The sequence below is a fragment of the Arthrobacter sp. genome, assembly GCF_031179385.1.
GTDB lineage: Bacteria > Actinomycetota > Actinomycetes > Actinomycetales > Micrococcaceae > Arthrobacter_D.
In genome coordinates this window covers 1-19844 of the sequence record NZ_JAPSHV010000048.1, presented here as the reverse complement: position 1 = coordinate 19844, position 19844 = coordinate 1, and the positions used below count along the sequence as shown (strand labels likewise).

Here is a 19844-nt window from a genome sequence, read left to right as displayed (position 1 = left end):
TGTCCCGTCTGTGCCTTCCCGCCCCATTGCGGAAAGCACGGCCGGCGGGAGCCCTACGCTGCGGACATCGCCCGCACGAGGAAGGAGTTGAGGACGTGGGACGCCTCGCGGAGGGACTGTCGCACGAGCTGCGGTGATGCCGAAGCGGCTACCGGAGCGACGTTCCGGCTGAGCTGACCATGAAGGACGAGCAGCGCGGAGAGGACGTCGGAGAGTTCGCCTTCGCTTTCTGCCGTCGCCTGAAGGAGTCGGGCGTGAGCAGCTTTGAGGCCCGGGCCGGGCGCGCAGCCCAGTTCCTTGACCATCGCCCGGCGGCACTTCTCGTAGTTCTGCAGGCCCTCGGCGTACCGGCCGGTCCGCTCGAGACCGTCGATCCGGGCCAGCCAGGCGCGTTCGTTCAGGGGATCCATGGCGAGGGCTTCCTGCGCCCACTCGATGGACTCGGACACGGCTCCAAGTGCTGCAGCCGTTTCCGCGGCCAGAACAGTGGCTTCCAGGACGCGGGAGCTGTGAAGTTCCCGCTCGTCCTCAGCCCATGCCGGCAGCAGTTCGTCACCGAGCAGGGGAGCGGTGGCCAGCGCCAGAGCCTCATGGAGCAGGCTCAGTGCTGTCTCCGGAGCACTCTGCTGTGCCTGGCGAAGGAGCTGGTCGAAGCGGAAGACGTCCAGGTCGACCATGGTGGCGTCCATCACGTAGCCGCCCGTGGTGGTGCGCAGTGGTCCCTGCTTGCCGCTACCCGGCTGAATGTTCCGGCGCAGGACGCTGACGTAGCTCTCGAGCGTCGGGAGGGCTTCCGCGGGCGCGTGCCCTTCCCACAGGACCTCGATGAGGCGGTCCTTCGAAACGGGGGTGCCGAGGCTCAGGAGAAGGATCTCCAGGATCTGGCGTGGCTTGGGTCCGCCGAGGCTCCGTGCGTTCAGGACGGTATCACCACGGCGGATGCGAAGGGAGCCGATGAGCTGAACGCTCAGGAAGGCCGGCACGCCGGGTGCGTCCGCGGGAGTGCCTGAGTGTGACGGTGAGAATGTGTCTGACTGCAACATGAGCGAGACCCTGTCTTTCGTGCTTGTGATGACAGGATCAAAGTTATGGATTCGTGATTGCCCGATCACGAGTAGGGTCTACCCGAAAATATGCCCCCGGTCCTGAAGGATTCGGGGGCGCTACTCGAAATCGTTCGAGTATCGGTCGGGTAGCTACCTGAGTAGCGACCAGGGCTACTCAGATACCACTTAGCGACCGCCTGTGTGGTGTTCAGTTCCGAGCGAGAGGCGGGTTTCACCGTCGTCGCTGAGTACCAGCGCAAGGGCTTTGTTCGGGATCTCGAATACCAGGGTGGCGTCGATTGTCTCGCCCTGCTCCGCCTTGTACTCGGATGGGGACGCCCAAATGACGCGCGGTTCACCGGTCCCCAGCCCGTCAACGAAGTAGTCGGAGGCCTGAAACGAGATCCCGTCGGCTTCCAGCGCTGTCAGTTCGAGTAGCACCCGGACCCGGTGCGCACCATCGGTCACGGGAGCGTCGAGTGCCTCGCCATTGGTCGGGGGTTCCCAACCGTCCGATTCGAGGGGCAGGATCCCGTTGATCCGGGCGAGTCCGCCGACGACAGTGTCCGATGCGCCCAGCATGGTGGGCGGTTCTTCCTCGACATTGTTGCTGAGCAGCCACGCCGTGCCGCCCAGAACGCCGATCAGGAGCGCGGCGGGAACGAGTACCCGGTGCCGGGAACCGGTCGGGCGGGAGGAGACGCGGCGGTCGTCGAGTTGCTGTGCCATGCAAGTAGTGTTGGCGTCGCACCATGGGAAAACCATGATCGGGGGTGCCCTCGACGCAATGATGCGACAACGAAACGTCGGCAGGGTAACTTTCTATGGTGAGTTCCGCGAAGAAACCCCCGTTCTACATCACCACGGCCATCACGTACCCCAACGGCGTTCCGCACATCGGGCACGCCTACGAGTATGTCGCCACCGATGCCATTGCACGCTTCAAGCGGTTGGACGGCCATGACGTCATGTTCCTGACGGGAACCGACGAGCACGGCATGAAGATCGCCCAGACTGCGGAGAAGGAGGGCATCACGCCCAAGGAACTCGTGGACCGGAACGCCGAGGTGTACAAGGCGGCCCACGCGGACCTCGCCATCACCTATGACCGCTTTATCCGCACCACGGATGAGGATCACTACGCCGCTTCCCAGGACATCTGGCGCCGGATGGAAGCAAACGGCGATATCTATCTCGACAAGTACGCCGGCTGGTACTCGGTCCGGGATGAGGCCTACTACACCGAGGAAGAGACCGAAGTCCGCGAGGACGGCGGCCGCTACTCGAAGGAAACGGACACAGAGGTCACCTGGACGGAGGAGGAGAGCTATTTCTTCCGCCTTTCCAACTACCAGGACCGGCTGCTGGCGCTGTACGCGGACCAGCCCGAATTCGGTGCGCCGCAGTCACGGTTCAACGAGGTCATCAGCTTCGTCAAGCGCGGGCTTGAGGACCTGTCCATCAGCCGCACCACCTTCGACTGGGGTGTGCCCGTTCCCGGCAATCCCAAGCACGTCATGTACGTCTGGGTTGACGCGCTGACCAACTACCTCACGGGAGTCGGCTACCCGGATACCGGGTCGGAGCAGTTCCGGAAGTACTGGCCGGCAGATGTGCACGTCATCGGCAAGGACATTTCCCGTTTCCACGCAATCTACTGGCCGGCATTTCTGATGTCGGCGGGCATCGAGCTGCCCAAGCGGGTCATGATCCACGGTTTCCTGCACAACAAGGGCGTGAAGATGTCGAAGTCCCTCGGCAACGTCATTGCTCCGAAGGACTGGATAGAGCAGTACGGCCGGGACCAGATCCGCTTCTTCCTGCTCCGCGAGGTGCCCTTTGGTGCGGACGGCTCGTACAGCCACGAGGCGATCGTCAGCCGGATGAACTCGGACCTTGCCAACAATCTCGGAAACCTGGCCCAGCGATCCCTATCGATGGTCGCGAAGAACTGCGACGGACTCGTGCCCGCGGCGTCGTCGTTGTCCGATGCCGACCAGCAGATTCTGGCAGCCGCGAACACCCTGCTGGAATCCTGCCGCGCCGCGTACGACAAGCAGGAGATTTCACGCGCGCTCGAAGCGGTCTGGACCGTCCTTGGCGACACCAACGCGTACTTCGCCGAGCAGCAGCCGTGGGTCCTGCGCAAGACGGACCTCGACCGCATGAACACAGTCCTCTACGTGACGCTGGAGATCCTCCGTATTGTGTCCGTCCTGGTGCAGCCCGTCATGCCCGATGGCGCCGGGAAACTTCTGACGGCGCTGGGACAGGGCACTGAGGACGACGACCCCGCACGCCGCTTCGAAGCCATCGCCACACCGCTCGTCACCGGCGTCGCCCTGCCTGCGCCCACACCGATCTTCCCGAAGTACGAGGAGCCTGCCGACGCCTGATCCATGTAGCAGGACTCCCCCTTTGAAGCGCGTCCGAAGGGGGAGTCTTGCCACGTGAAAGGGAAGGTCAGGAGCGGAAGCGGTCTGCCGCCGTCGTCACCATGATCGCGGCAACCTCCCGCTGCTGGCCGCGGGCACGCTCGGCGAGCTGGGTGAGGCGTTCATGGCTGTACCCGGGGAAGGACCACCCCGCATCGAGCAGCGCGAGCATCGTCTCCCAGAGCGCCTGTTTGCCGCGCACCAGTGACTGCAGGGCCTCCAGTTCAAGCTGGGCGCCTGGTCCCTTGGCCGTATTGCGCGCGTTCAGCGGGTTCACCCGTGCAGCCGCGGCTGCCACATGCGCGAATGCCATCTTTGCGGGGTTAGGGCGATGCCCCTGGGCTTTCAGGGAGGACAGCAGCTCTGCCCGCTCGCCGGTAATTTCGTCGTGAAGGCGCGCCAGGGTGCGTCCGTGTGGGGTGCCCTTCCAAGTCTGCGCGGCGGCCTCAAACAGGCGGACACCTCCCGTCGCTCCGAGAAGATGATCCTCGAGATAGCGAAACAACCATTCCGACTCGCCCTGGCGGGGTTTCTGCACCGATCCTCCTGCTTGCGCTTCACGGCCCGCACGCTGCGGACCGTGAAGCAATCCTTGCAGGTCAGCCCTCTACGGCCAATCCCTGGACGGGGGAGAGCCGGGCGGCCCGGCGGGCCGGCATCACGGAGGCGACCAGACCGGCAAGGATGGCGACCAGAAGTACGCCTGCCAGCTGCAGCCACGGGAACGACGGCGTCACAACGGCCACCAGGCCGAGTGCCGACTGCGCGCCCAACCAGCCATAGACCATCCCGAGCGCGATCCCGATCAGCGCCGCGACGCCTGCGATCAGCACTGCCTCCACCGCCAGCATTCCGCGCAACTGGCCCCGGGTCAGGCCCAGCGCCCGGAGCAACGCCGATTCCCGCGTCCGCTCGAGTACCGAGAGCGACAGTGTGTTGGCCACACCGATCAGGGCGATCAGCACGGCAACGGCAAGGAGGGCGGTGACCACGAGCAGGAGTACGTCGATGATCTGGTTGAATGTTGCGCGTTCCAGGGCCGCTCCCGAGACGAGGTATTCGGACAGGCCGAGAGTGTCGACGATCTCGGTGCGCAGCTGTGTGATTTCGCCGGACGTGAGCGAATCATCGAGTTTGAGCCAGAGTATGCTGCCCGCACCGCTCACATCCGGTACGGGGCCCAATGCAGCCGCCGTCTCCTCGGTGATCAGGGGAACCAGTGTACGGCTTTCAGCTTCGACCACAGGCAGGGAGCGCTCCGCAAATGACCCCTCAACAATGATTTCGTTCAGATCAGTGCCGTCCGGCATGATGACCGCGTCATTCCGGGGGTAAGCGGTCTCTGATCGCAGGACCGCCTCCGCGTCGGGCGCCGGGAGCATGTAGACCGTCTGCGCACCGGACTCCTCGCCGGTGGTTGCAACGGGTGTCGGTTCAACAACCGCCTCAACCCCCTCCAGGGCAAGGAGCGTACCTGTGGCCTCCGCAGATTCCTTGTCCTCAAGCATCACTGCCAGGTCCACGGGGTAGTTTTGCGCCAGCGCGTCATCGAAGGCCGTTCGGGAAGTCTGCGCGCCGGCCATCATCATGCTGACGAGGGTGACGCCGACAATGAGCGCGGTCGCCGTCGCGGTGGTTCGTGCGGGATTGCGGACGGCGTTGATGGCGGCCAGCGTCCCCGGAACTCCAAGCGGCTTGGCCAGCGCGCCGACCCGCGTGACCAGGGCAGGAACGAACAGTCCCGCGCAGAGCAGGAACCCGAGGAAGGACATCGCGCCGCCGGGCAGCGCGATCAAAAGGTTGGATGAGGCGGCTCCCAGAGCGAGGAGCAGCGCCCCGCCAACGAGCAGCGCCACACCGATTCCGAGACGGACCCGCCCCCGGCGGGTACGGATGCCTGCGTAATCAGCCGGGCGGAGGGCAGCAAGGGGTGCGACGGCGGTCGCCGCACGCGCGGGTACCAGCGCAGCGGCAATGGTCATCCCGATTCCCACCACCATCCCGGAGACCACAGCGGATACCGGCACGGCCAGCGTCGCGAACTCGCTGCCAGGGATCGTCTGGGCGATCGTCACGAGAGTCCACATGACGGCTGCGGCGAGCAGCACTCCGAGGGCTGACGCGACAGTGCCCACCACCGCAGCCTCGATCAGCACAGAACGCCGGATCTGGCCGCGGCCCGCTCCGATGCAGCGCAGCAGCGCCAGTTCGCGGGTCCGTTGGGCGACGAGAACCGAGAAGGTGTTCGAGATGACAAGCGCTGTCACGATGACCGCAACCACGGCAAATGCCAGGAGGACAATCGTCAACTGGTCCTGGCCACCGGATAACGCGGCAACGTCCTCGGTAGTCTGTTCAGCGGACGTCAGTACCGAAGCGTTGACGCCGCCGTCGTTCAACACGGCGCGCACGGCTTCGCGCACGTTCACCGCGTCAGCACCATCGTCAAGAGCAACCTGCAGCCGGAAAGCGGCAGCGTCAACTGTCAGAGCGGTGAGCTGTGTCTCGACCGCGTGCACCTGAATCATCCCGGCGTCGAACGGGTGGGAGGACGGTTCGCTTAGTCCGACGATCGTCAATGCTATGCCGGAGGACGCAATGCTCTCCTCGAGAGAGCCTTCGCCCAACGTGGCACCCTGAGCTGTGTCACCGATCGCGAGGCCAAGGTGCTCGGCAGACTCACCGTCGATGATGATTTCGCCGTCTGTCTGCGGAAAGCGTCCCTGCTCCAGCGTCAGGCTGTCCAGCTCGGGCGACGCGAAGCTTGCGATGGAGGCAACATCTGTCCGGGAGGACGCACCGAGGACAAACACGCCCTGGACGTCGGCGTGCACCTCCTTGACACCCGGGAGACCTGACACCCGGTCGGCTGCATCCGCGGGTAAGGCTGCGCCGTTGGCATCGGAGACCACGAGGTCCGCCTTCGCGTACTCGGTACCGATGCTGTTCTGCAGTGTGGCGGTCGTGGTGCCGCCGACCATGAGGGTGGCTGCGAGGAAACCGACGCCGAGCATCACGGCAAGCGCGACGGCGATGTACCGGCGGGCGTGCCGGGAAACCTGGGAAAGGGCAACGGTGAGCACTGTTACGCCCCCAGCTGCGAAAGCGCGGCGAGGATGGCGTCGGGAGTGCTGCGTTCCAGCTCGCCGACCAGGGCGCCGTCCTGCATCAGGATCACACGATCGGCATAGGACGCGGCCACAGGGTCGTGTGTCACCATGATGATGGTCTGGCCCATCTCCTGGCTGCTGCGCCTGAGGAGAGCCAGTACCTCCGCTCCCGAGCGGGAGTCCAGGTTGCCGGTCGGTTCGTCACCGAAAATCACGTCCGGGCGTGTCAGCAGCGCCCTGGCCACAGCTACGCGCTGCTGCTGGCCGCCGGACAGTTCGTGCGGGCGGTGCGTGAGCCGGGCGCCCAGACCGAGGATGGCGCAGATCTGCTGCAGCCACTGGCGGTCCACCTGCCCTCCGGCCAGCGCAACAGGCAGAGTGATGTTTTGTTCCGCCGTGAGGGTCGGAATGAGGTTGAAGGACTGGAAGACGAAACCGACGCGGTCCCGGCGCAGACGGGTCAGTTCGGCGTCGTTCAGTGCAGTGATATCTGTTCCGCCCAGAAGGATCCGTCCGGAATCGGCGGTGTCCAGTCCGGCGAGGCAGTGCATCAGGGTGGACTTGCCGGAGCCGGACGGGCCCATGATCGCGGTGAAGCGGCCACTGGGAAAACCGACTGTCACGTCACGCAATGCGTGCACTGTGGTGTTGTCCCGGCCGTAGGACTTGTTGAGTGATTCGGCGGCAACTGCTGCAGCAGATACGGACGACGGCTCGATAGCCGTTGAAAGGTTCGGTGTCATGCTTCCACGCTAGAAAATGCGCGGGGTGCTGCGGATCGGGCGGTGGGAGGTTCTTCCTGGCAGATCCCTCCTACCGCGGGATGAGAGCCACCTGCAACCGGGATGAGGAGTTCAAGGTTGGACAACACCGGCTTCATACGCGAGCACCACGACCTGAACGCGGTCCCTGGCACCCAGCTTCGCGAGGATGTGTCCCACATGGGTCTTGACTGTGGCCTCCGACAGGAACAAATCGGCGGCGATCTCGGTGTTGGACCGGCCCTGGGCAATCAGCGTGAACACCTCGCGCTCGCGGGCGGTCAGCGTGGCGACGAGGGTTTTTGCCCGATCATTCGACGCGGACGGCGCCCGGAGCAGGGGAGCAACGTGCGCGAGGAGCCGGCGCGTGGTCGAGGGCGCGATGACAGCATCGCCGCGGTGGACCGTACGTACCGCTTCGAGGAGTTCCTCGGGAGGCGCATCTTTCAACAGGAAACCGCTCGCCCCCGCCTGAATTGCGGCGAGCGCGTATTCGTCCAGGTCGAACGTTGTCAGTACGATGATCCGCGGTCCGGCCCCCTGGGTTTGCTCAAGGATCCGCCTGGTCGCTTCGATCCCGTCCATGCCCGGCATGCGCACGTCCATGAGCACGACGTCGACTGCCGTGGAACTGAGCACCGACACCGCTTCCATGCCGTTGCCCGCCTGGCAGACGACATCCAGGTCGGGCTGTGAGTTGATCAGCATGGAGAAGCCGCTCCGGACCAGTTGCTGGTCATCAACGAGGGCCACACGGATGGTTGCGGTGGTGGAGGACGGGGTACTCATTCAGGCCTCTGTGTAGGGGATCAGCGCTCGGACACGGAAACCGCCGCCGGCGAGGGGCCCGGTTTCCACCGTCCCATCGTAGAGTTTCAGCCGCTCGGCCATACCCCGGATGCCCTGGCCGGTGCCGCCGCCTTCAACCGCAGCGCTGTCCGATGCGGCTCCCCGGCCGTCGTCGTCGACTGTCACCTCGAGTCCTTTGGCTGTCCAGGCCAGGGAAACATGCGCCGAGGCGCGGGGGCCTGCATGCTTGAGGACGTTCGTCAGGGATTCCTGGACAACCCGGTAGACGGTGAGCTCGGCACCGGTGGGCAGCGGACGCCGCGGCGTACCGGAGTGCGTCAACGCAACTTCCAGGCCGGCCCGGCGCACGGTCTCGATGAGCGCGGGTACCTCCGCCAGCGTTGGCAGAGGACGCACCGGAGCGTCGTCGTCGTTCCTTAACACTCCCAGCAGACGGCGCATCTCCCGGAGTGACCCTCGACCGGTTTCCGCGATGGTGCCCAGGGTGGACGCGGCGACGGCGGGATCCGCGGCGCTCGCATAACGGGCGCCGTCGGCCTGGGCGATCATGACCGACAGGGAGTGCGCGACGATATCGTGCATCTCTCGGGCGATGTGGCTGCGTTCATCAGCTGCGGCGAGCTCGCGTTCCTGCTGGCGCTCGATTTCGAGTCGGTGGGCGCGGTCCTGGAGCGCCTGCAGCGTAAGGCGGCGGTTCCGTGCGAGGTCGCCGAAAGCCCAGCAGAGCAGCACCACCGCCACCGCGAAGAAGATGTACAGCGCGTACAGGGGCAGGGCCGCCAACCCGGTCTGGTACTCGTTCAACCCGAACTGCGCTACACCGGCCACCATGCCGAAGCCCGCAACGCCGAGTCCGCCCAGGCTGGCCCAGCGCGGCGCGTACGCTGCCAGGGCGTAAACCATCGCGAGGACGCTTACCTGGGCCGGGACCGGCGGTTGGTTGATCAGGAGCTGCCCGACGGAGACCACAGCCACCGTGGAGGCGGCCGCGACCGTCCGGCTGCGCCTCCAGGCCAGGGGGATGGTCAGGGCCGCTGACACGATAAATTCCATGGGCCTGTCCGTGAAGGCCCACGGCAACGCCAGGAGAACGAATGCCGCTGCCGCCACAAGGAGGTCTACTGTGCCGTGGTTTTCCCGTAGCCAATGGGCCAACCGGTGGTGCGCATCCATAGGTACCAACTCTAGGGCCGGGAGAAACCGCCAACGTCGACCCCTGGGTGGAGTTTGCTACCGGACTCTGGCCGTGGGCGCCGACGTCCTGGTGACAGCGGCATAGCCGGCCTTGGTACCCGTGACTGCGACTGTCAGGGAGGACTGCCGGTCAGCCTTCAGAACGGTGTAGGTTTTCCCGGTTGCACCGGGGATGGGAGTGCCGGCGCGGTACCACTGGTAGGCAAGCGTCGCTCCGGAGGTCCAGGTTCCGGGCACGGCGGTCAGGCGCTGGCCTACCTTCGGGGTGCCGGTGATCGTGGGGGTAGGCGCGTCGGGAAGTGGGGGAAGCGACGGTGCCGAGGCCCTCGGTGTGAAGGAGAAGTCCCGCACCGTAACCTGCTCCGGCCGGACAGAATCGGGGTACCCGCCCCCGCCACCGGTCACCCACAGGTTGAAGTGGACTGCCTCCCGGGCGGGAACCGGCACTGTGGGTCCCTCCAAAACGGTACGCTTCAGCAGCGCACCGGCGGACCCCTCGCCCGCGAACGTCTCGTAGGTCAGCCTGCCCGGCTCCCATACCAGCCGGTGCGTGAGCACGGGATCAGGGGTGACGTCGAAGTTCACCACCGTGCTGCCGGTTCCGGCCGGCTTTGTCGCGTCGAACCAGTAGCCGTGTCCCTGCCGCACCGGACGGGACTGACCCCAGACTGCACCGCCGCCCCACGCCGATGCCTCGCATACGTCAATCTCGTTATGGCCCGGGAAAGCGTCCGGGTCATAGGTGAACATGCAACCCCAGACCACTTCCTTCTGGAGGGTCTGCAGGTTACGTTCGACCACCGCGGTGTAGGTGCCGTAGCCGAAGCCGCGGCGCGTTGACTGGAACTCCGCCGCCACCGGCGCGGACCCAGTGGGGTTCGTGAGGGCAAGGGTTACCCGCCCGTTGGCGTCGGGTCCGCTGACATTCGCTGGATCGAAGATCCCGTTGTAGTGCGGTCCGCCGGTCCAGGACCGCTTCGCCCAGTTGAAACCCTTCCAGGAGAAATCTCCGGTGGGTCCTGGGTCTGTAGTCATGGTCATAGTGTCCGCCGCCGCAGCACCGGGTAGTGCGCTCGCGGTCAGAACGACGACGACGGCCGCCGCCGCTGTCAGGGGGCGGACGCGGGGAAGGGACACTTTCATGGGACTCCTGAGGCGTGTGGAACGGTGGCGCAGCGTCGGCGCCAGCATCGATTATCCGGACGAACCTGCCGGATAAGCGCAGAGAGAGGTCCTGTGAGAGCGCAAAGTTGGCGCAGGTTTTGCAGCCGAAGAGAGCCGTCTCAATATACGAACCCGAATTGTCCGTGATACGGGAAGGTTGCCTAGGCTGATTGCATGACTTCAACCAGCATCGACGTGGCAGTGATCCCAGGAGACGGCATCGGACCGGAGGTCATCGCCGAGGCAGTCAAAGTGCTTCGTTCGGCGACGGCCTCAGCAGCCACCGAACTGACCCTCACGGAGTACAAGCTTGGTGCGGAACACTGGTTGGCCACAGGGGAAACCCTGCCCCAGGAGACTCTGGACCGCCTGCGTGGCCATGATGCGATCCTTTTCGGAGCTGTGGGCGCTGCCCCCGGCGATACCCGCATCCCGTCGGGCCTCATCGAGCGGGAAATGCTGCTCAAGCTCCGCTTCAGCCTTGACCACTTCGTGAACCTGCGTCCCTCCCGGCTGTACCCCGGCGTTCCGAGTCCGCTCGCTGAGCCGGGTGAAATCGACTTCGTGGTTGTCCGCGAAGGCACGGAGGGGCCCTACGTGGGCAATGGTGGAGCCTTGCGCACGGGAACCGCGCACGAGATCGCCACCGAAGTGTCGGTCAACACTGCCCACGGCGTCGAACGGGTTGTTCGCGACGCCTTCCGCAGGGCAAGCGAGCGTCCCCGCAGGCACGTCACCCTGGTGCACAAGCACAACGTCCTGGTGCACGCAGGGCATTTGTGGAAGCGTACCGTCGAAGCCGTTGCTGCTGAGTTCCCGCAGGTCAGCCATGACTACCTCCACGTGGATGCGGCCATGATCTTCCTGGTCACGGACCCTGCACGCTTCGACGTGATCGTGACGGACAACCTCTTCGGCGACATCATCACCGATCTCGCCGCCGCCGTCACCGGCGGTATCGGGCTGGCAGCGTCGGGCAACATCAATATGGACCGGACCGCGCCCTCGATGTTCGAGCCGGTCCATGGCTCAGCCCCGGACATTGCCGGACAGCAGAAGGCAGACCCCACCGCGGCGATCCTTTCCGCGGCGCTGCTCCTTCACCACCTGGGCTTCAGTGAGCAGGCAACCCGGATCGAGCAGGCCGTGGAGAACGACGTCGCCACGCGGTCCGGCACGCCACGCACCACCGCGGAAATCGGCGATGCGATTGCCGCTGCAGTGTCCTAAGCTGGTTAGGAACTGTTAACTCAAACTCACCTAACTCGAACTCACCAACTCGAAGTCACCGATAGTGTGGTCCCATGAGGGACCGCCGGTCAGCACCCTCGTGTCCGCCCGCCTTGCATTCGGGGGACAGGTAACCGTGGAGGAATCATGACAGCTACGCAGCTGGAATTCGCGCAGTACCCATCCGCCAGCCCGAAGTCGCAGGCGGACCGGGAGGCAATTCTCGCCAACCCCGGGTTCGGCAATCACTTCACGGACCACACAGTCGTCGTTGACTATTCGGTGGACGCCTCCGGTGAAGGCGGCTGGGGCAATGCGCGCCTCGAAGCGTACGGTCCCATCGCCATGGATCCGGCTGCTGCCGTGCTGCACTACGGCCAGGAAATCTTCGAGGGCATGAAGGCATACCGCCACGCAGACGGCTCGATCTGGACTTTCCGTCCGGAGGCCAACGCAGCGCGGCTCAACCGGTCGGCTGCAAGGATCGCCCTTCCCCAGCTGCCTGAGGAGGTCTTTCTGGAGTCTCTTCGCCAGCTCGTCGCGGCTGACAGGGAGTGGGTGCCCACACGCGATGGCGAGAGTCTGTACCTTCGGCCCTTCATGATCGCAACCGAAGCGTTCCTGGGCGTGCGTCCCGCCCGAGAGGTGTCCTACCGGGTCATCGCCTCACCGGCGGCGAACTACTTCGGCGGCGAACTGGCTCCCGTGTCCATCTGGGTCTCCAGAAACTACGCGCGTGCGGGCCGCGGCGGCACCGGCGCCGCGAAGTGCGGCGGCAACTATGCGGCCTCACTCGCGGCCCAGCTGGAAGCGGAGGCGCACGGCTGCAAGCAGGTGCTCTTCCTGGACCAGCTCAACAACAACGCCGTCGAGGAGCTCGGCGGCATGAACGTTTTCTTCGTTTTCAAGGACGGCACTCTTGTTACCCCCGCGCTGAGCGGGACCATCCTCGAGGGAGTCACCCGGGCGTCCATCATCCAGCTTGCGAAGGACCGCGGGCTGAATATCCAGGAGCGCGTGATCACGCTCGACGAGTGGCGCGAAGGCGTGGCCGGCGGAGACATCACTGAAGTCTTCGCCTGTGGGACCGCCGCCGTCATTACCCCCATCGGAGAGCTGAAGGACGGAGACGAGGTCATCAGCGCGCCGGATCCATCTGCGGGCGAGGTCACCATGTCCCTCCGGGAACAGTTGCTCGGCATCCAGACAGGCAAGGTCGAGGACCCTCACGGTTGGATGACACGCCTCGTCTAGGCCCTCCCTGCCCGAAAGCCCGGCTCCCTCGGTGACCAGCTCACCGCGGGAACCGGGCTTTCCGCTTCCCTCAACTGAGCGAGGACTGCGCGAGCGGGAGTGCAGTGCCGGAGCGCAGTACTGCTGTGATCGCAGGCTCAGGGAGCGGCTTGCTGAAGTAATAACCCTGGCCGCTGAGCTCCCCGAGGGACCGGAGGAATGCTGCCTGTTCTGCCGTTTCGATGCCTTCGAAAACCGCCCCGAGACCGGCGGCACGGATGAGCTGGAAAACAGCGGCGACAAACTCGGGTTGCCATGAGCTCCCCTTCGCCGGTTCCTGCAGGATGGATCGATCAACCTTCACCATGTCGACCGGAAGCTGGCGCAGGTAGCTGATGGACGAATAACCCGTGCCGAAGTCGTCAATCTCGATGCAGACTCCGAGCTGCCTGAAACTGAGCAGAGAGTACGTTTCCACTTCACCGCCGCTGACCAGCGCCGATTCGGTGATCTCGATGACCAGCGACTGCGGCGGTACGGACATGCGTTTGAGGAGTCCGCGGACGTAATCGACCATGTCCAGCTGGCGCAACTCGATCGCGGAAATATTGACACGGATCTGGAAGCCCTCCGGGATCAGGAGCGCTGCGCGCCAGATGGCATATTGCTGCAGCGCGGTAGCCATGACCCACCGGTCGAGTTCCGAGATAGCGCCGATCTCCTCGGCGAGCGGAATGAACAACTCCGGTGAGATCATCCCGCGGGTGGGATGCTCCCAGCGGACCAGGACTTCAACGCCGTTGATCGATCCGTCCGCCAGATTGACCACCGGCTGGTAGTGCACGCAAAGCTGGTCGGTGCCGATGGCGTCACGCAGTTCGGAGGCCATCAGAGTGCGCAGTTGGCGGTTGTAAAGCATGACCGGCTCGAAGGTCTTGATGATGCTGCGGCCCTCGTTCTTCGCCGCGTACATCGCGGTGTCGGCCTCGTGCAGCAGGGATGCGGCGGTGTGGTCCCGGGTGGCCAGCCGAAGGCCGATGCTTGCCCGCGGGTGCACGCTGAACTCGCCCACGTCGATGCTGGCGGACAGGGACTCGAGGGCTCGGTTGGCAACCCCGAGGGCAATCTCCATGGTGGCTTCGGTGACGAGGATGGCAAACTCGTCACCGCCCAGTCTCGCCACGGTGTCGGTGGCTCTTACCACTCCGCGCAGGCGGTCTGCGACCTCGCGCAGGACGTCATCGCCCGCGTCGTGCCCGAATCGGTCATTGATGTTTTTGAAGGAATCGAGATCAAGCAGTAGCAGTGCAGGGGGAGGACTGCCCTCTTGCTGCGCGGAGAGAGCCTTCTCGACCTTCTCCACCAGGTCCACCCGGTTGGACAAGCCGGTGAGCGCGTCGGACATCGCCATCCGCTTCATGTCCAGATGCGCCTGATGAAGCATGGCGGTGCGGTTCTCCACGCGCTTCTCGAACTGCCGGTACACCAGCTCGAGTTCCTCCGCGAGGAGATTGACCCCGGTGATCACAGCGTCAACGTCGTCGCGGGCGGGGGAAGGCTTCATCCGGCTGCTGAGGTCCCCCCGCGACAGGCGCACTATGCCATCGACCAGCATGGCCAAGCGGGGATCACCGTCGTCAGCGGTCATGCGTTCTCCCGGAGAGCCACTGGACGGCCGCTCCCTCATCTCCGAAGTAGCGGATGGGGCAGGGCGGCGGTTCCCCTCCCAGGAGGAAGTTTGCGAGCACCCTGTCCACCGCGCTTCCCCCGAGCACTGCGATGGCGGAGGCTGAGCGGGAACGGCTGAGAACTCCCCGTGCCTCACGGCTCAGCGATGCAATACCGGTGATGACCAGCAGAACGGGTCGACGAACCCCTGCGGCTGCCGTTCGTGCCTGGTCAGCGAAGGCCTCGGCGATGTCACGCGTGATGTGTTCGCCCGCAGGCAGCACGAGGCGGATGAGGGAACCCGACACCGGGTCTTCCGGTACGTCGGTTGGCATCAGCCAGAGAGCAGTCATTGCCTAGCGTCGCTTTCCTTGCTGGGGACGCCGCGGCGCCCGGTACTCGAACCTACCGTACAGAAATACGACGACGGCGGTCGTTGCCCTGCCGCATGTCGCGGTTCAGCCGTCGGTCACCGTGGTAGAGGATGGCTTCCCAGTCAGCCTCTTCAGGCGCCTTGTCGATGACGGGTGACTGTTCCTGCCGCGGTGTGCGGGGTGCTACGTACAACCAGTTGAGAACTCCCAGGACCGTGTCAACGGCGGAGTTCTTCAAACCGATGTAGGCCCGGATGGCGTAGAACGCAAGGGTTGCATTGAGGAGGGCGAACGCGGCGTTCACCCAGTTCTCGCTGACAAAATCGCGCCAGAAGGTGAACAGGGAGTAAGCGACTATCAGAAAGGGCACCACGACGTACAGGGCGGGCGCAGCGGTGCGGTCCTTGACTTTGGGTGTTCTCACAAAGGGGATCTTCTCGCCCGTGAAAGCCTGCTGCACGGACTTGAGGACGCCGGCGAGGTTCACAGGCAGAAGCACGATGTTGAACCCGTAGATCCTGAAAATGTCCGTGAAGCGGTGACCGCAGTCGCGCAGATCGCTGCCCATGGCCAGGAAGTAGGGGAGGGCCGTGATGAAAACAAGCGGGCTGAGCAGCCGGCTGTCGTACGGGTAACCGAGCAGGAACAACAGTCCGAAGCTCGCCCACGCGATGGAAGCCATGTAGTTCACGCGGAGGATGATCTCGCGTTTGAGGATGCGCTCGCGGCGGTGCTTCCGCTCGCGCATCTGGTTCCACAGCTTGGGCAGGATGAGAAGGCCGCCATTTGCCCAGCGTCGCCGCTGGACAACGAGCGAGCCGAAGTCCGGCGGTGTGGCGCTGTAGCTGAGCCGTTCCGGATAATTGACGAGCGTCCACCCGTGCGTGCCGAGGTCAACGCTCGACTCGGTGTCCTCAATGACGGTGCGGTCCTGGATGTAGGTCTTGATGTCGAACCCTCCGACACTCTCCACCTCGACGATGTCCTCGATGGCCCGCTTCCGGATGACCGCGTTGGCACCGACCCAGAAGGTGGCACCGTAGTAGGTCATGCCCTGGTGAAGGATGTGCTGGATATCCGTCGTCGCACCGGCGATGCGTTCGATGCGGGTAGGTGCGCCGCGGAAGGATGAGTACGGCGTCTGCGTGACGGCGACCCGCTCGTTGCCGGGAGATTCGAGCAGGTGCACGAGGCGAAGGCAGTAATCGCGCAGGAGGAGGGAGTCGGCGTCGAGCGTGAGGATGTACGTGGAATCCGGGATGTCGAGGTCATCAACATGGTGCTCGACCGACGGACGGAGCACAACGCCGTTGGCGGCTTTTTCCTTGTGCCAGCGGCCGCCCATCAGCGAGATGTAGGCGTTGAGGTTCATCGCCTTGTTCGCTTCATGGGAGAGCGAGGCGTAGAGCTTGCGCTCGAAGGTGTTCATGGACGCGGTGAAAATGCGGGCAAGGCGGAGGTAGAGCTCGACCATGCGGTCGGCACCCGGTTCGGCACGCTGAGCCCGCGCAGCTTCGAGGGCAAGAATAGTCAGCCGGAGTTCACGGGCAAGGCCCATCAGAACCAGATCGACGAAGAACTCGTCGACGTGGTCCTCGACGGCTTCATTCCCCGCCATTGTCTCCAGCCACACGGCGGCAGCTTCGTACTCCGCGATGAGGCGCGGAAGTTCGTCGGCTGCGGGGGTGCCGGCGGCGAGACGCTTCTGGTACTCGGACAACGCCGTGGTGAACCGCATGGAAGGCTCGAGCAATTGGCTTTCGATGTCTGCCGCAAGCGCGCGTGTCGCTTCAAGCCGTGCTGTCACCAACGGATCTGTGGGGTGCGGCGGATCGTCCAGCAGCAAGGTGACGCGGAGGTTCGGGAACTCCTGCAGGGCGGCGGACCAGAGGGTGGCGCGAACAACCTCGGGTTCCTCGGCATAGGAAGGCACCAGGACTGTGATGCCCTCGTCGTAGCTGGCGAAATGCCGATCCAGTTCTCCGCGTGGAACACGGCGGTGGTCCCGGAAGCGATACAGCGCACCCTGCCGCGCCAGGAGGTACATGAGCGCCGAGAACGTCAGAAAGGTCACCACAATGAGGTAAAAAATTGCCTCAAGCTGGAACCGGAAGTCAGCGGCAGCGTTCTCCGACAGTTCGCGAAGGATCGTGGACACCACGTAGGCAACCCAGCCGAGGACGGTCACCACGATTCCCAGGCGTCCCAGCGCGACCTTCCGGCGCGAGGGCTGCGGGTGCACGATCGAAAGTGGCTCCGACCGCTTCTCCGATCCCCATTGACGGCGGCGCGCTCCGGCTCCTGTCGATGTTGGTGCTCCGGCCGCAGCTCTGTGCACGGCAACCTTCTGGTCCATCCGCCCCCCATGAGTTTATGGACGTCCCCCTGCGGAAAGCCCCGTGAGTGTGGCTGACGCAGGTGACGGTCCTGACGTTCAGCTGGTCGCTCCCGGCCCCGGCTGAGGTGACGGCTCAACCTCGAAAGAGCGGGAGTTGTGACCGACGAAACAGTACACCATTTTGGGATCCGACACTCCCTCCGTTACGATACGCTCACCGTTCCCGTCCGAACGGGCACTTATCTGGGGGACCCATGTCCAAACGTTTTCCCGGCCGCAGGCTTTCGCCCGTCCGGCTTTCTGTCCTGGTTGCAGTTATCGGTGCGCTGGTAGCGTCGACAGTTGTGGGTTGGAATCGTCTCGAAGACGTACGTGCCGCAGCCAACGGAGGGTCCTGGTTTGCCGGCTATGTCGACGCGACGGCCACGCCGTTCTACCCCTTTGAGCAGCCCGCGTCAGAGCAGGGAAAGAGCGTGGTGCTTTCCTTCATCGTCGCTGACCCCCGCGAGGATTGCAGGCCGTCCTGGGGTGCTGCCTACTCGCTCGATGAAGCACAGTCCGAGCTGGACCTGGACCGGCGCATAGCCCGCCTGATCCAGGACGGCGGGGAGGTCGCTGTGTCCTTTGGCGGCCTGATCAACAACGAACTGGCGCGGACCTGCACAGACGTTCGGCAGCTCACGTCCGCGTACCGCTCCGTCGTGGAGCGCTACAGCCTGACAACCATTGATCTCGACATCGAAGGTGAAGATCTTGCTGATTCGGACGCTGCCGCCCGTAGGGCGGAGGCCGTCGCCGCACTTCAGGAGGAGCGCCGCGCGGATGGCAAGGCGCTGAACGTGTGGCTCACCTTGCCTGTCGCGCCGTCCGGGCTGACGGTCCAGGGAACCGATGCCGTCACTGCGATGCTCGAGGGTGGGGTCGATCTCGCCGGCGTGAACGTGATGACCATGGACTATGGCGGAAGCAGGGAAGCGGGTGTCTCGCAGTTGGATGCGTCCATTGCCGCTGCCCGCGCAACGCATGCACAGCTCGGAATCCTGTACGACAGGGCGGGCACCAGCCTGGGGCCGCAAACGCTGTGGAAGAAGATCGGGCTGACCCCGATGATCGGCCAGAATGATGTACCCGCCGAAGTGTTCGATCTTGAGGCCGCAGCCGGGTTCAACGCATTCGCCCTCGAGACCGGCGTCGGACGCATGTCCATGTGGTCGCTCAACCGGGATGCCACCTGCAGCGACAACTACGGCGATGCGAGCATCGTGTCGGACAGCTGCAGCGGAATTGAGCAGGACGGCATCCTTTTCGCCGATGTTCTCGGTGCAGGCTTTGAAGGCCGTGCTGCGACGCTGAATACGGCGCCCACAACAGCTGAACCAACGCCGGAACCGATAGCCGATGATCCTGCTACCAGTCCCTACCCAATCTGGTCAGAGGAAGCCACTTACCTCACCGACGAGCGCGTTGTATGGCGGGGCAAGGTGTACTCAGCGAAGTACTGGACCTCCGGCGACGTACCGGACAACCCGGTGCTGCAGGCCGCTGAGACTCCGTGGACGCTGATCGGTCCCGTGTTGCCGGGTGAGAAGCCGCTCCCTGTTGTCACCGCCCCTGCGGGGACCTACCCGGAGTGGGTCGCAGAGAAGGTATATGAGAAGGGCGACCGCATCCTGTTTGAGGGCAGCGTCTTCGAGGCAAGGTGGTGGAACCGAAGCGACAGCCCCGAGGCGGCGCTGCAATCGGCCGACTCCTCGCCGTGGCGGAAGTTCTCGAGCGAGGAAGTGAAGGAAGTGCTCGAAGAGCTGGACTCCTGACGGGCCCAGCACCGGCGGCTACAGCTCTGCCCGTCGGTGAACTTCTTCGATCAGCTTGCCCACTTGGGCTTCTCGGTCCGGGGCTCCGGACTGCCTGAACAGTTCCTGGCTCTTCTCCAACTGAAACAGCCCCTCGAGAGGGTCGCCGGACCGGGCGAGCGACTGTCCCAGTAGTGTGTACGCCTCAGCAGCGGTTTGGCTGGCAAGGAGGGCGGATGCTTCACAGATCGGGCGAAGCCGTTCGACGGCGGCATCATATTGCGCCGTGAGGAACAGCCAGTGTGCACGGGTCAGGGACAGCTCGAGCTTGTCCCGCTCGCTTCCACCAACGATTGAAGCGGCGAGCTCTGCCCGTTCGATGCACTCGAGCGTTTCCGGCTCGACGACTCCGCCGGCCAGGCGCAGGGCGGCGGACGCCCGGTTGAAGCGAGCCCAGAGATCCAGGTCGTTGGAGGGGGACAGGGTGCTCGCTGCGCGCCGGTGGTAATCGGTGCCGACCGCCGAGTCCCTTCGAAGGTATGCCACATTCCCGATGACCCAATAGGCCTTGCCAGCAGTCTGCGAGTTGACTTCCGGCGTGATGAGTTCGGCGAGGCGAAGGCACTCGTCCCAGGCGTCGTCTACCTGGTCGCTTTCAGCGAGAGCAGCAATCAGCGCATGCTGGGCG

At 64.6% G+C, this 19844-nt stretch carries 15 protein-coding genes and 1 pseudogene; 4 read left to right on the top strand and 12 right to left on the bottom strand.

Features of this window, described 5'->3' with window-relative positions:
- Positions 1-53 precede the first annotated feature (53 nt).
- Positions 54-1043 (bottom strand): BTAD domain-containing putative transcriptional regulator, encoded by a 990-nt coding sequence (locus RIF85_RS08690; RefSeq protein ID WP_309071511.1) that lies wholly within the window; start codon positions 1041-1043, stop codon positions 54-56.
- A 189-nt stretch (positions 1044-1232) separates the two neighbouring features.
- A complete protein-coding gene (locus RIF85_RS08685) occupies positions 1233-1775 on the bottom strand; it encodes a hypothetical protein (RefSeq protein ID WP_309071510.1) in 543 nt (180 codons plus the stop codon).
- Positions 1776-1870: 95 nt separating this feature from the next.
- Between RIF85_RS08685 and metG the strand changes: the two genes are divergently transcribed.
- Positions 1871-3442 carry a methionine--tRNA ligase gene (gene metG, locus RIF85_RS08680; RefSeq protein WP_375164422.1) on the top strand — a complete coding sequence of 524 codons (1572 nt, stop codon included), beginning with the start codon at positions 1871-1873 and terminating at the stop codon, positions 3440-3442.
- 67 nt (positions 3443-3509) lie between these two features.
- On the opposite strand, the gene RIF85_RS08675 is transcribed toward metG, so the two are convergent.
- From RIF85_RS08675 to RIF85_RS08650, 6 genes are all read right to left on the bottom strand, one after another.
- Positions 3510-4019: a hypothetical protein gene (locus RIF85_RS08675; RefSeq protein WP_309071509.1), complete on the bottom strand. Its 510-nt coding sequence runs from the start codon at positions 4017-4019 to the stop codon at positions 3510-3512.
- A 61-nt stretch (positions 4020-4080) separates the two neighbouring features.
- A complete protein-coding gene (locus tag RIF85_RS08670; RefSeq protein WP_309071508.1) occupies positions 4081-6564 on the bottom strand; it encodes an FtsX-like permease family protein in 2484 nt (827 codons plus the stop codon).
- 2 nt (positions 6565-6566) lie between these two features.
- Positions 6567-7334 carry an ABC transporter ATP-binding protein gene (locus RIF85_RS08665; protein WP_309071507.1) on the bottom strand — a complete coding sequence of 256 codons (768 nt, stop codon included), beginning with the start codon at positions 7332-7334 and terminating at the stop codon, positions 6567-6569.
- A 111-nt stretch (positions 7335-7445) separates the two neighbouring features.
- The gene (locus RIF85_RS08660) at positions 7446-8141 is read right to left on the bottom strand and encodes a response regulator transcription factor (protein ID WP_309071506.1); all 696 of its coding nucleotides are present in this window, start codon (positions 8139-8141) and stop codon (positions 7446-7448) included.
- Entirely contained in the window at positions 8142-9335 is a 1194-nt protein-coding gene (locus RIF85_RS08655) for a histidine kinase (protein WP_309071505.1), read from the bottom strand.
- A 57-nt stretch (positions 9336-9392) separates the two neighbouring features.
- Entirely contained in the window at positions 9393-10499 is a 1107-nt protein-coding gene (locus tag RIF85_RS08650; RefSeq protein WP_309071504.1) for a hypothetical protein, read from the bottom strand.
- A gap of 195 nt (positions 10500-10694) precedes the next feature.
- On the opposite strand from RIF85_RS08650, the gene RIF85_RS08645 reads away from it, so the two are divergent.
- Together RIF85_RS08645 and RIF85_RS08640 are read left to right on the top strand one after the other, a co-directional pair.
- Complete coding sequence (locus RIF85_RS08645; RefSeq protein ID WP_309071503.1) at positions 10695-11750, top strand: 3-isopropylmalate dehydrogenase; 1056 nt, start codon at positions 10695-10697, stop codon at positions 11748-11750.
- Positions 11751-11897: 147 nt separating this feature from the next.
- The gene (locus RIF85_RS08640; RefSeq protein WP_309071502.1) at positions 11898-13004 is read left to right on the top strand and encodes a branched-chain amino acid aminotransferase; all 1107 of its coding nucleotides are present in this window, start codon (positions 11898-11900) and stop codon (positions 13002-13004) included.
- 70 nt (positions 13005-13074) lie between these two features.
- On the opposite strand, the gene RIF85_RS08635 is transcribed toward RIF85_RS08640, so the two are convergent.
- Genes RIF85_RS08635 through RIF85_RS08625 form a run of 3 tightly spaced genes read right to left on the bottom strand, consistent with a single transcriptional unit; the run spans position 13075 to position 17381 of the window.
- The gene (locus RIF85_RS08635; protein ID WP_309071501.1) at positions 13075-14631 is read right to left on the bottom strand and encodes an EAL domain-containing protein; all 1557 of its coding nucleotides are present in this window, start codon (positions 14629-14631) and stop codon (positions 13075-13077) included.
- Positions 14621-15004 carry an STAS/SEC14 domain-containing protein gene (locus tag RIF85_RS08630; protein WP_309071500.1) on the bottom strand — a complete coding sequence of 128 codons (384 nt, stop codon included), beginning with the start codon at positions 15002-15004 and terminating at the stop codon, positions 14621-14623. Before RIF85_RS08630 ends, RIF85_RS08635 begins: the two co-directional genes overlap by 11 nt.
- A 52-nt stretch (positions 15005-15056) precedes the next feature.
- Positions 15057-17381, bottom strand: a complete 2325-nt coding sequence (locus RIF85_RS08625) for a glycosyltransferase family 2 protein (protein WP_309071499.1) — start codon at positions 17379-17381, stop codon at positions 15057-15059.
- A gap of 236 nt (positions 17382-17617) precedes the next feature.
- On the opposite strand from RIF85_RS08625, the gene RIF85_RS08620 reads away from it, so the two are divergent.
- Complete coding sequence (locus tag RIF85_RS08620) at positions 17618-19177, top strand: carbohydrate-binding protein (RefSeq protein WP_309071498.1); 1560 nt, start codon at positions 17618-17620, stop codon at positions 19175-19177.
- Positions 19178-19195: 18 nt separating this feature from the next.
- Here RIF85_RS08620 and RIF85_RS08615 read toward each other — a convergent pair.
- Positions 19196-19844 (bottom strand): annotated as a pseudogene (locus RIF85_RS08615) (hypothetical protein); the annotation flags it as partial.